A 12,208-nucleotide genomic window follows, 5' to 3' on the forward strand; every position below is an offset into this window, starting at 1 on the left:
TAATATTCAAAATTTCTATTGCGGGATTTCAATGAATAAGCCAGTTACAATGCAATGTGCAAAAAAAGTATTATGCATAAATCAGAATTATGTCGTGAAAAAGGAGAGTCAAATGAGACATAGCCAGCAACATGCCCCCAGGGTATTCAGGCTGACTTCCTCAGTAGGCGATTGTGGAACGAACGATCCGAAAGAAGTTAAAATTGTCCAGCAGAAGCTTGTCGATGCCGGATATTCTGTAGCGACAGGAAGACATATTCAACCTGATGGGCGTTGTAACCTTGATACCGTCGAAGCAATACGCTGGTATCAACGATTGCTGAATTTATCACCATCAGGACTGATAAATGCTACTGATAACTGGTTTATGCAGGCACTGGAAGAAGCAACCACACCCCACTGGCGGCCCAAAAATATCAGTGGCCCTCTTCGGGTAAGCATCGGGCAGACAACGTTTGATGCTGAAGGCACAGATTATATCACCGCAGTGATACCATTCAGGCAGAATCCATATCCATATTTTTCCAGAATACTGCACTGGCCACCAGTTGGCGGGTCAGGTGTAACTCTGGGCAGAGGATACGATATGGGTAATCGCAGTGCGGGGGAAATTCTGGCGACGCTCAGGCTGGCGGGTATTGAGGAATATAAAGCCCAACTGTGTGCAAAAGCTGCCGGGCTTAAGAACCGAGAAGCAGATCAATTCGTAAAAGTGTATGGTCCGTTCGTAGGTGAAATTACACACCAGCAGCAAATACGATTATTCGAAATAGCATACCGTGAAAAAATTGAATATGGAAAAGGTGTTTACAACCGTCAGGTGCGGCGCTTGGGCATTACCAATGCTCTTAATTGGAACAGCTTAGATCAAGCCATCAGAGATACCTTTATTGACACGCTATATCAGGGTAACGCTACGGCGCAACAAATGGTTAAAATCATGGCCGAAGGTGGTAGCAGACAGAAAATCATCGATTATCTGCGCAACGACAGTAATCTTAGCAGCGATGTTAGAAGAACAAACATAAGAGTAAGGAACCTACAGTAATGAAAAAGCTCCTTGTTTTAGTTTCCCTGTTACTGGCATCTAATGCTTCGCTGGCTTCTGCTGATGATAGTATTACGTCGAATAAAGATGTAGATGCCTGCATCCAAAAATACGGTGAAAACAACAGCGAATGTCTGGAAGAAATCAGCGATAAAGCAGACTATTCACTTAACAAAGCTTACACCGCAAAGCTTAAAGAAATGGAAGGTTTTGATTACACCAAATGGTGGATGGGCGATGAAGATCGCAAAAAGCGTATGATCGATACTTTCAAGAAGAGCCAGAGCGAATGGTTAAAATACCGTGACAATTACTGCAATGTAGCAACAACCGATGCACAAGGAACACACTTCCTGGGAGCAGCTTCTACGGGGTGCAATATAAACATGAATAACCGCCGTATTAGTGAAATAAAGATGATTAAAATGACAAGCCTGGAGTAAGTTAATTAGTTCGTTGTTACCACAATAATTTCCCCTTCCCCGGTCCGATTTTATAGGTGCCATTAACTTAAGCCGGGGAATCCCCTTAACGAAAGCCTCATCAGTTTAGCTGCGCCATAAGGTCCTTATGATGACGCGCAGGCTGTCAGTTGTTCAGGCTGTCACTGGTATTATGAGCAGGTGATTTTAGAAAATCAAAGCAATTAAATTAAAGCATTGTCACTGGTTGCCCTTTGCGGGTTTTTAAACTCATGAGTTGCTCAACTGGTCCCTGAGTACATTCAATGCGATCATATTCCGTAGGCTTCATCCACGCCGATTGTGATGTCATTCCTTTTCCGTTAATTCGATGAAAATCCCAGGTACCGTTTGCATTTTGACGTAACTTATCCAATTTAATGCTTGCAGTTTTTGGTTTCACATTCTCATCGTTGGGTACAGGTTGGAAAGTGGCATAACCTTTACACTGAACGGGCATTTCACTCTTCGCGCATCCTACCAGCGATAACGTCACTAACAAGACAATAATCAGCCGCATACTATACATCCTTATTTTTTATTGGATTCCACCATCTCAATATAACCAGGGCCTCTCACTTGCTACACCATAGTCATTAAATATCTGCATCAACACAGTTCTTGGTATTCCTTTGGAGATACCCTGAAACAGCTTCTTGAATCGACACGGATGATCTGGACACTTCTGAGCCGTTAATAATATAGGTTTTCATATTCAGCCGGTGGCATCTGCTCGCTCGAACCATGCTGACGCTCACTGTTATAAGACATTTCGATGTAATCAAAAATATCGCGTCTGGCTTCGTCTCTCGTTCCGTAAATCTTCTTCTTTATCCGTTCACGCTTCAGTAGCAGAAAAAAGCTTTCTGCAACCGCGTTGTCATGATGGTTACCGCGAAGACTCATACTGGCCTCCAGTCCGTGCGATTTCAGGAACGACTACCATTCATAGCTTGTGTACTGACTAACTTAAGTCATCTTAAATGACTCTGAGGTGTCTGTTAAGCCTGTGACAATTCAGGCTGATTCGGGCATTCAGGCCATGAGAATCTGATTCTATCTCTACCGCTTCCCTTCTTTTCCCGAGTAATTTTTTTTTTAGTCTGGTGTCGGTAAGCATCCTGTGTGTACCTGGCATTTTCTGGTACTCAAAAGTGTACACAATATACGTTGCTCAAAGATACATACAATGTAACGATGATAAGCAAAAAGTTAGGTTTTTCAGTCGGAAGGACTGTTAAATCGGGGGTGCGGGGTAACGGTTCGTTTTAGGGTGAAACCAATCAACTCGGGCGGAATGACAATTTAAGAAAGTGTTCTGACTGTCAGAAATAACAAAGGGGTAAGCGTCATAATACCCCTTTGTATTATCCGTTTTTAATGGGTAATCGTTTTTGAGAACAAATTAATAATAACCACGCCGGCAATAATTAACCCCATCCCCAGCATCGCCGGAAAATCCAGTTTCTGTCCGTGAATAATCCAGCCCACTGTACCAATCAATACAATCCCTACCCCGGACCAGACGGCGTAAATCACTCCGGTAGGTATAGTGCGCATTGGGATGGTCAGACACCAGAATGCAATACAATAGCCAACAATACTGATGATGCTGGGCACCAGGCGGGTAAAACTATCGGAACTTTTAAGCGCAGTGGTCGCAATGACTTCACTGACAATCGCCAGGGCGAGAAAAATAATGGCTTCTTTATTCATGGTTATCCAAAGGCGAATTAACGTTTACTTAGCGCAAGGCGGGTTGCGAAAAGCAAAAACACAACGCCGGTTGTGCGATCCATCCAGCGTATAACGGCTTCTTTACGTAAAAATGATGACAGTGGGCGCGTCGCCGCGATTAACGTTGTTGACCATATGGTTCCCAGCACCACATGAATCATCACAAGGCCAAATGTCCAAATAATAAGCGGCTGCCCATGCGGAATAAACTGTGGCAAAAAAGAGACGTAGAAAATACCCATTTTCGGATTCAGTACATTGCCTAACATGCCACGAATAAACCAGTTCTGCTTTTTATCTTCACCCGCAACAGAGAAAACAGCGGTACGCGGGCGAATGAGCATATTCACGCCCAGCCAGCATAAATAGGCAGCGCCACAATATTTGAGAATAGAGTATGCCAGTTCCGACACCGCAACTAATGCCCCAAGGCCGAAGGCAACGGCAGCCCCCCAGATGAGACAACCGGTGTTAATGCCGAAGGCTGCTTTAAATGCCTGACTCCGTCCCTCCACCGCGGCAGTACGTAAAATTAGTGCGGTATCGAGACCCGGAGTGAGCGTCAGCAGTGTCGCCGCAAGGGTAAAAGCAATCAAACTATCAATAACAGTCATGCAGCATTCACCCTTTTTGAGTAAGAGATAAAAAACAATGGGCACCATAAAGGTGCCCAGAACCATCAGAACCCGTAAAAATCAAAAACTAACGCGTTGCGATGCCGATTAAGAATACACTTTCTTATCGCGTGGATACGCATATTGCGACGAGACTGCCCTTCCAACCAGCGCGCCTTGCGACGACTGGCCTGCCGGGACATACGCCAGCGCCCCACTTCCGTTCTACTACGCTTCATTTCTACGACTCTTTCCTAACAAAGAACCCCCATTATAAACCCTGGACGTCACCAGACCAGTCCTTTTCAGCGCCGTTTTTGTTTGCCAGATGAGTCCTTATGCGTAAACTCCTTATATCAGATTTTCAAAAGGATTTTTTTGTTATGACAACCTTCTACACGGTTGTGAGTTGGCTGATCTTTTTGGGCTACTGGCTGCTCATCGCTGGTGTGACGCTGCGTATTCTAATGAAGCGCCGTGCGGTCCCTTCTGCCATGGCATGGCTGCTGATTATTTATATTCTCCCTCTGGTGGGGATTATCGCTTATCTGTCCGTTGGGGAACTACATCTTGGTAAGCGCCGCGCCGAGCGCGCTCGTGCGATGTGGCCATCCACTGCCAAGTGGTTAAAAGACCTTAAGACGTATCACCATATTTTCGCGACTGAAAACAGCAGTGTCGCCACTTCTCTGTTCAAACTCTGCGAACGGCGTCAGGGCATTGCGGGGGTGAAAGGTAATCAGCTCCAGTTGCTCACCTCCTCAGATGACGTGATGCAGGCATTGATCCGCGACATTCAGCTAGCCCGCCATAACATCGAGATGGTGTTTTATATCTGGCAGCCAGGAGGAATGGCCGATCAGGTTGCCGAATCCTTGATGGCGGCGGCCCGCCGCGGCGTGCATTGCCGTTTAATGCTTGATTCAGCAGGCAGCGTGGCGTTTTTCCGCAGTCCGTGGGCCGGCATGCTGCGCAATTCAGGTATAGAAGTGGTCGAATCGTTAAAAGTTAATCTGATGCGTGTGTTTCTGCGTCGGATGGACCTGCGCCAGCACCGCAAGATGATCCTTATCGATAATTACATCGCCTATACCGGCAGTATGAACATGGTGGACCCTCGCTTCTTCAAACAGGATGCGGGCGTCGGTCAATGGGTCGATTTAATGGCAAGGATGGAAGGCCCGGTGTCTACCGCGATGGGGATCGTCTACTCCTGCGACTGGGAGATAGAAACCGGGAAACGCATCCTCCCACCGCCACCGGATGCCAATATCATGCCGTTTGAGCAGGCCAGCGGGCACACAATCCACACCATCGCCTCTGGTCCGGGATTCCCGGAAGACCTTATTCACCAGGCATTATTGACCGCGGTTTATGCCTCGCGCGAATACCTGATTATGACGACTCCCTATTTCGTCCCCAGCGATGACCTTCTGCATGCCATTTGTACCGCCGCGCAACGAGGCGTTGACGTCAGCATTATCCTGCCGCGTAAGAATGACTCGGTGCTGGTTGGCTGGGCCAGCCGGGCCTTTTTCACCGAACTGCTGGCTGCGGGGGTAAAAATTTATCAGTTTGAGGGCGGACTTCTGCATACGAAAAGCGTGCTGGTCGATGGCGAGTTAAGCCTGGTGGGAACAGTGAACCTTGATATGCGCAGTCTGTGGCTTAATTTTGAGATTACACTGGTTATCGACGATACCGGCTTTGGCAGCGATCTGGCGGCCGTGCAGGATGATTATATTTCGCGGTCTCGCTTGCTGGACGCACGTCTGTGGGTTAAACGTCCGTTCTGGCACCGGATTGCAGAACGACTGTTTTACTTCTTTAGCCCATTGCTGTAAAACGTGCCCAAATGATATTAAACAGGTAGTCATTATGGAAATGGATCTGAACAACCGCCTGAGCGAAGACGAAACGCTGGAGCAGGCTTACGATATTTTTCTCGAACTTGCGGCGGATAATCTCGACCCGGCAGATATCATTCTGTTCAATCTTCAGTTTGAAGAGCGTGGCGGTGCGGAATTGTTTGATCCCAGCGAAGACTGGCAAGAGCATGTTGATTACGATCTGAACCCGGACTTTTTCGCCGAGGTGGTGATTGGCCTCGCGGATAGCGACGGTGGCGAAATCAACGATGTCTTTGCCCGTGTACTGCTCTGTCGTGAGAAAGATCATAAGTTGTGCCACATTCTCTGGCGCGAGTAGTAAAAAGAAAAGGCTGACTTTCGTCAGCCTTTTTCATTTAGAGCGGGTCAACCTTCAGGCACGAGACCGCATGGCGGAAGCTACCTTCCAGCACCGGGCGCGTCTGCGCGCATTCGGGTCCGGCAATCGGGCAACGCGTACGGAACACGCAGCCCGACGGCGGGTTGATTGGTGAAGGCAAATCCCCTTCCAGCAACTGAATCTGCTTGTTCTTTTCCAGATCCGGGTCCGGGATTGGCACAGCAGACATCAGCGCTTTGGTATAAGGGTGCTGCGGATTGTGGTACACCTCGTCATAGGTGCCCAACTCCACCGCGTGTCCCAAATACATGACCAGCACGCGATCGGAGATGTGCTTCACCACCGCGAGATCGTGGGCGATAAAGATCAGCGACAACCCCATTTCCCGCTGCAGTTTTTGCAGCAAGTTGACCACCTGCGCCTGGATTGACACGTCCAGTGCAGAAACCGGTTCGTCACAGATAATCAGCTTCGGTTCGAGGATCAGCGCACGGGCAATACCGATACGCTGACACTGGCCGCCGGAAAACTCATGCGGGTAGCGGTTAATCAGGTTTGGCAGCAGGCCCACTTTCATCATCATGGCTTTGACGCGGTCACGCACTTCCTGACGCGGCATTTTCGGATGATAAGTACGCAGCGGTTCCGCGATGATTTCACCAATCGTCATACGCGGGTTCAGCGATGCCAGCGGGTCCTGGAAAATCATCTGAATGTCACTGCGCACGTCGCGCCATTCATCAGGCTTCATCCCGAGCAAGTCTTTGCCCAGCCAGGCCACTTTGCCGTCAGTTGCTTTGACAAGCCCAATAATCGCTCGGGCAAAGGTCGACTTCCCGCAACCGGATTCGCCCACCACGCCGAGGGTTTCCCCTTCATACAGACGCAGCGTAACGCCGTCTACCGCTTTCAGTGTTTTGGATGGCTGCCAGAACCATTGCTTACCGTCTTTTATGTCGAAATGGACTTTCAGGTCAGCAATTTCCAGGAGTACTTTTCTTTCTTCTGTGACGGCATTCATACCAGTTCCTCCACCGGCTTAAAGCAGGCGCGCAAACGTCCTGGGGCAAACTCCTCCAGCGGCGGAGCACTGTTACAGATTTCCATCGCATGCGGGCAACGCGGCTGGAATGGACACCCTTTGGGCAACCGCAGCAGGTTCGGCGGGTTACCAGGGATGGTCAGCAACTCTTCACCTTCGGCGTCGAGGCGCGGTACCGCATTGAGCAGACCGATCGAATAGGGATGTGCCGGATGGTAGAACACATCGCGCGCCACGCCGTATTCCATAGTACGCCCGGCGTACATCACCAGCACTTTGTCACAGATGCCCGCTACCACGCCGAGATCGTGGGTGATCATGATAATGGCAGTGTTGAATTCACGTTTAAGCTCATTGAGCAACGTCATGATCTGCGCCTGTACGGTCACGTCCAGTGCGGTAGTCGGTTCGTCGGCAATGAGCAGTTTTGGCCGGCACATTAATGCCATAGCAATCATTACGCGCTGGCGCATCCCGCCGGAAAACTCATGCGGGTACATGCGCATACGCTTACGCGCTTCCGGCATTTTCACGGCGTCGAGCATTTTGACCGACTCTTCAAATGCTTCAGCCTTACCCATGCCTTTATGTAGCATCAGCACTTCCATTAACTGCTCACCGACCCGCATATACGGATTCAGTGAGGTCATCGGGTCCTGGAAGATCATGGAAATCTGCTCGGCACGCAATTTGTTCAGCGCATGCTCAGGCAAGTTCAGAATCTCTTTGCCATTGAATTTCGCCGAACCACCAATATGCCCGTTCGATGCCAGCAGGCCCATCAGTGCAAATGCGGTCTGAGATTTACCCGAACCCGATTCACCCACAATGCCGAGAGTCTCACCGGCACGCAGGCTAAAGTTCAGGTCGTTTACCGCCGTAACGTCACCGTCCGGGGTTTTAAACGTCACACGCAGATCGTTAACATCCAGAAGAATGCCCGAATGCTGCTGCGCCTGTGGCGCCAATGAGGTTTCATGCTTGCTCATAACAGCACTCCTTAACGATCTTTCGGGTCGAGAGCATCACGCAGCCCATCGCCGATAAAGTTGAAACAGAATAACGTCACCACCAGGAAGCCTGCCGGAAACAGCAGCAGCCACGGGGAAACTTCCATCGAGTTCGCGCCATCGCTGAGCAACGCGCCCCAACTGCTTAGCGGCTCTTGCGTTCCCAAGCCAAGGAAACTCAGGAACGATTCGAACAGAATCATGCTCGGCACCAACAGCGAGGCATACACCACTACGACACCCAGCACGTTGGGAACGATATGACGAATGACAATATTGCCCGTCGATACCCCACCGACCTGAGCCGCTTCAATAAACTCTTTGCGTTTCAGACTCAGCGTTTGACCACGGACGATACGCGCCATATCCAGCCAGGAAACCATACCGATAGCGACAAAAATGAGCAGGATGTTTTGCCCGAAGAAGGTCACCAGCAGGATAACGAAGAACATAAACGGGAATGAGTTGAGGATCTCAAGCAGACGCATCATCACAGAGTCCACTTTACCGCCGAGGTAACCGGACAGTGATCCGTAAAGCGTTCCCAGGATAACCGCAACCAGCGCGGCAGCAATACCGACCATAAGCGAAATGCGCCCACCAATGGCTACGCGCACCAGGAGATCACGGCCGGATGAATCCGTCCCGAAATAGTGCCCGGAGGTTGTATCAGGCGCACTGGACATCATGCCCCAGTCCGTATCGAAATAGCTAAACTGCGATAGCATCGGCGCCAGGGCCACGAAAAGCGCGATAAAGAACAAGACGACAAGGCTGGCGACCGCTGCACGGTTGTGCATAAAGCGACGTCGTGCATCCTGCCACAGACTGCGACCTTCTACTTCCAGTTTTTCACTGAAGTTTTCCAGCGCCTCGCTGTTTTTTTTACTTAACATCATGGCGTACTCCAGTGTTAATAACGAATTTTCGGATCGATAACGGCATACAGCACATCGACAATCGCGTTAAATACAATAGTCAACGTCCCTACCAGTATGGTCAAACTTAATACCAGCGAGTAATCACGGTTCAATGCGCCATTCACAAACAACTGGCCAATACCGGGTAAACCGTAAATCGTTTCGATAACCATTGAGCCGGTGATAATACCGACGAAGGCGGGCCCCATATAGGAGAGCACGGGCAACAACGCGGGTTTCAGCGCATGGCGGAAAATAATGCGGCGCATCGGTAAGCCTTTCGCACGTGCGGTACGAATAAAGTTTGAATGTAGCACTTCAATCATCGAGCCACGCGTTATACGCGCAATACTGGCGATATAGGCCAGAGATAATGCGACCATCGGCAGGATCATGAATTTTGGCGCGCCGCCATTCCATCCCCCGGCGGGTAACCATTTAAGCGTGATGGCGAAAATCATCACCAGCAGCGGAGCGACAACGAAGCTCGGTATCACAACCCCGGTCATCGCCAGCCCCATCACGGAATAGTCCCATCTGGTATTTTGTTTCAGCGCGGCAATGACGCCCGCACTCACGCCAAAAATCACCGCCAGTAAAAACGCCGCAGCGCCTAATTTCGCAGAAACAGGGAAGCTGGCCGCGACCAGATCATTCACCGTGTAATCTTTGTATTTAAATGACGGCCCAAAATCACCGTGCGCGAGCTGTTTCAGATAGCTGGCGTACTGGGTCAGAATCGGATCGTTCAGATGATATTTCGCTTCGATATTCGCCATGACTTCTGGCGGCAGCGTACGCTCACCGGTAAAAGGACTACCCGGCGCAAGACGCATCATAAAGAATGAGATAGTAATAAGAATAAATAGCGTCGGAATCGCTTCCAGACAGCGACGTAGGATAAATTTTAACATTGCCCGTACCTTCTGGCCTGTGCCTTTGTAGTGCGATGAAATAAGACACTGTGGGGCAGGATTACCCTGCCCCACTCATTGCCATTAATGCTTGATAATATACAAGTTTTTAACGTAGATATTATCCATCGGGTCTTTACCGGTATAACCACCCACCCACGGTTTCACCAGACGGGCGTTCACGTAGTAATACACCGGGACAATCGCAGAGTCTTTATCGAGCTGCTGTTCAGCCTTGGTGTAAAGCTCCGTACGTTGCGCTTCGTCGGTGACTTGCAGCGTGTCGGTAATCAGCTTATCAAAGGCCGGGCTCTTATAGTGCGCGGTGTTGTTGGAGCTGTCAGACAGCATGGTATTCAGGAAGGATGTCGGTTCGTTATAGTCCGCACACCAGCCTGCACGCGCCACGTCAAAGGTGCCCTGATGGCGGCTGTCGAGGAAGGTTTTCCACTCCTGGTTCTCCAGCTTGACGTCTACGCCCAGGTTTTTCTTCCAGATAGAAGCAACCGCGATAGCCAGTTTTTTATGCAGGTCAGAGGTGTTGTACAGCAGGTTGAACGTCAGCGGTTTGTCAGCCGTGTAGCCTGCTTCAGCCAGCAGTTTTTTCGCTTCTGCGTTACGTTTGTCTTGTGACCATTTGAACCATTCCGGCTCAACCAGTTTCGCACCGTCAGTGTATGGCGGGGTGTAGCTGTAGGCTGGCAAATCGCCCTGGTTCTTCACTTTATTGACGATGATGTCACGATCCAGAGCCAGTTTCAGCGCGGTACGAACACGAACGTCAGTAAACGGCGCTTTCTGGTTATTGATTTCGTAATAATAAGTACACAGGTACGGGTCGACGTGGACTTCTTTTGGAATTTCTTGTTTCAGTTTCTGGAACAGTTCAATCGGCATGTTGTTATAGGTCATGTCGATTTCACCGCTGCGGTAGCGGTTAACGTCAGTCACTTCTGAGGAAATAGGCAGGTAAGTTACCTGGTTAATTACCGTTTTCGCGTTATCCCAGTAATTGGTATTACGCTCAAGCACGATACGTTCGTTGACAACCCAATCTTTCAGTTTGTACGCACCGTTAGTCACGATATTCGCGGGCTGCGTCCATTTATCACCGAATTTCTCGACAACGGCTTTAGGAACGGGCGACACAGAGGCGTGTACCAGTAGTTTGTAGAAATAAGGAACCGGTTCGCTCAGCGTGACTTCGAAGGTATTGTCATCAAGCGCTTTTACGCCCAGGTCTGAGGTCGGTTTTTTACCGGCAATGATGTCATCGATATTCGCAATGTGACCATATTGCAGGTAGCTGGCGTAAGGGGATGCAGTTTTTGGATCTGCCAGACGCTGCCAGCTATAAACGAAGTCGTGTGCCGTAACCGGCGAGCCGTCGGACCATTTCGCGTCTTTACGCAGATGGAAGGTCCAGACTTTGAAATCTTTGTTTTCCCACTTTTCAGCGACGCCGGCACTCGGATGGCCTTCAACATCTGTGACTAACAGGCCTTCAAACAGATCGCGGCTGATGTTTGATTCCGGCACGCCTTCAATTTTATGCGGATCAAGAGACTGTACTTCCGAACCGTTATTACGAACCAGCGTTTGCTTCTCTGCCAGTTGAACGCCAGCAGGAACATCCGCCGCCATGGCTACGTTACCTGCAATTAGCGCGGAGAGAACGCCCGCCGCTACGAGACTTTTTTTTGTGATGATGGACATTGTGTTGATACTCCACTCATTATAATTACTGACATTAATGCCAGCCTGTTTTGTCCCCTAAAGGGGGCCTGTACAGCGCAGGAGCTTTTGGCTGCTGTCAGGCATCGTTTTACTGCTTGCTATCACCGACTTTATTTCTTACGAGCCGCTCGGATGGCGCCCTTACGTCGATTTTGTTACACGTCTCCCCTGTCGAGACGCCTGTTTCTCTTGCATTTGCAGGATGAGATTTGTATTTGAAAATAATTCTCATCTGCGTAGATTCTTAAGATAAATACAGGGCCGGAAAGTACCAAATGGCCCATTACGTCGCCAATACAATTTGCAAATTTGTTAACTAATTCTCTTTTATTCGGCTTTTCAACCGTGTCGCAAGAACGCGCAACCATGCTTAAATAAAAAATTAGTATTTTAAATCATACAGATAGACAGCAATTCATCGGTGTTGTTACATTCGCAATACGATTGCGCGTTTTTTGCACGAAAAATCAACATTCGATTATTATCTAGCACATTT

13 protein-coding genes and 2 pseudogenes are annotated in these 12,208 nt (G+C 49.2%); 4 read left to right on the forward strand and 11 right to left on the reverse strand.

Annotation, left to right across the window (positions count from 1 at the left end; all coding sequences use genetic code 11):
• The first annotated feature begins 31 nt into the window (after positions 1-31).
• Together ABIB59_RS16860 and ABIB59_RS16865 are read left to right on the forward strand one after the other, a co-directional pair.
• On the forward strand, positions 32-1,048 hold the full coding sequence (locus ABIB59_RS16860) for a DUF8812 domain-containing protein (RefSeq protein WP_354036247.1): 1,017 nt from the start codon (positions 32-34) through the stop codon (positions 1,046-1,048).
• Positions 1,048-1,491, forward strand: a complete 444-nt coding sequence (locus ABIB59_RS16865; protein ID WP_354036249.1) for a lysozyme inhibitor LprI family protein — start codon at positions 1,048-1,050, stop codon at positions 1,489-1,491. The genes ABIB59_RS16860 and ABIB59_RS16865 overlap by 1 nt, the downstream gene beginning before the upstream one ends.
• 208 nt (positions 1,492-1,699) lie before the next feature.
• Here ABIB59_RS16865 and ABIB59_RS16870 read toward each other — a convergent pair whose 3' ends face one another.
• From ABIB59_RS16870 to ABIB59_RS16890, 6 genes and pseudogenes are all read right to left on the reverse strand, one after another.
• The gene (locus ABIB59_RS16870; RefSeq protein WP_110294964.1) at positions 1,700-2,029 is read right to left on the reverse strand and encodes a hypothetical protein; all 330 of its coding nucleotides are present in this window, start codon (positions 2,027-2,029) and stop codon (positions 1,700-1,702) included.
• A gap of 173 nt (positions 2,030-2,202) precedes the next feature.
• Positions 2,203-2,475: pseudogene (locus ABIB59_RS16875) on the reverse strand (IS3 family transposase); the annotation flags it as partial.
• A 52-nt stretch (positions 2,476-2,527) separates the two neighbouring features.
• Positions 2,528-2,629: pseudogene (locus ABIB59_RS26425) on the reverse strand (Arm DNA-binding domain-containing protein); the annotation flags it as partial.
• Between the two features lie 257 nt (positions 2,630-2,886).
• Positions 2,887-3,225 (reverse strand): DMT family transporter, encoded by a 339-nt coding sequence (locus ABIB59_RS16880; RefSeq protein WP_039076910.1) that lies wholly within the window; start codon positions 3,223-3,225, stop codon positions 2,887-2,889.
• A gap of 17 nt (positions 3,226-3,242) precedes the next feature.
• Entirely contained in the window at positions 3,243-3,860 is a 618-nt protein-coding gene (locus ABIB59_RS16885; protein WP_039076986.1) for a LysE family translocator, read from the reverse strand.
• A gap of 65 nt (positions 3,861-3,925) precedes the next feature.
• Positions 3,926-4,099 (reverse strand): YciY family protein, encoded by a 174-nt coding sequence (locus tag ABIB59_RS16890; RefSeq protein WP_125124753.1) that lies wholly within the window; start codon positions 4,097-4,099, stop codon positions 3,926-3,928.
• Between the two features lie 144 nt (positions 4,100-4,243).
• Here ABIB59_RS16890 and cls point away from each other — a divergent pair, with 144 nt between their 5' ends.
• Together cls and ABIB59_RS16900 are read left to right on the forward strand one after the other, a co-directional pair.
• Positions 4,244-5,704, forward strand: coding sequence for a cardiolipin synthase (gene cls / locus ABIB59_RS16895; RefSeq protein ID WP_039076985.1), 1,461 nt, complete (start codon positions 4,244-4,246; stop codon positions 5,702-5,704).
• Between the two features lie 34 nt (positions 5,705-5,738).
• Entirely contained in the window at positions 5,739-6,068 is a 330-nt protein-coding gene (locus ABIB59_RS16900) for an HI1450 family dsDNA-mimic protein (RefSeq protein ID WP_039076909.1), read from the forward strand.
• 37 nt (positions 6,069-6,105) lie between these two features.
• Here the strand turns inward: ABIB59_RS16900 and oppF are convergent, their stop codons facing one another.
• From oppF to oppA, 5 genes are all read right to left on the reverse strand, one after another.
• Positions 6,106-7,110, reverse strand: a complete 1,005-nt coding sequence (gene oppF / locus ABIB59_RS16905) for a murein tripeptide/oligopeptide ABC transporter ATP-binding protein OppF (protein WP_039079158.1) — start codon at positions 7,108-7,110, stop codon at positions 6,106-6,108.
• Complete coding sequence (locus ABIB59_RS16910) at positions 7,107-8,120, reverse strand: ABC transporter ATP-binding protein (RefSeq protein ID WP_039079159.1); 1,014 nt, start codon at positions 8,118-8,120, stop codon at positions 7,107-7,109. Before ABIB59_RS16910 ends, oppF begins: the two co-directional genes overlap by 4 nt.
• An 11-nt stretch (positions 8,121-8,131) precedes the next feature.
• A complete protein-coding gene (oppC, locus tag ABIB59_RS16915; protein WP_039079160.1) occupies positions 8,132-9,040 on the reverse strand; it encodes an oligopeptide ABC transporter permease OppC in 909 nt (302 codons plus the stop codon).
• Between the two features lie 14 nt (positions 9,041-9,054).
• Positions 9,055-9,975: an oligopeptide ABC transporter permease OppB gene (gene oppB, locus ABIB59_RS16920; protein WP_039079161.1), complete on the reverse strand. Its 921-nt coding sequence runs from the start codon at positions 9,973-9,975 to the stop codon at positions 9,055-9,057.
• Positions 9,976-10,059: 84 nt separating this feature from the next.
• Positions 10,060-11,691 (reverse strand): oligopeptide ABC transporter substrate-binding protein OppA, encoded by a 1,632-nt coding sequence (gene oppA / locus ABIB59_RS16925; RefSeq protein WP_039079162.1) that lies wholly within the window; start codon positions 11,689-11,691, stop codon positions 10,060-10,062.
• Positions 11,692-12,208: the final 517 nt, after the last annotated feature.

This window comes from Citrobacter sp. UYEF32 (assembly GCF_040546205.1).
Lineage (GTDB): Bacteria > Pseudomonadota > Gammaproteobacteria > Enterobacterales > Enterobacteriaceae > Phytobacter > Phytobacter diazotrophicus.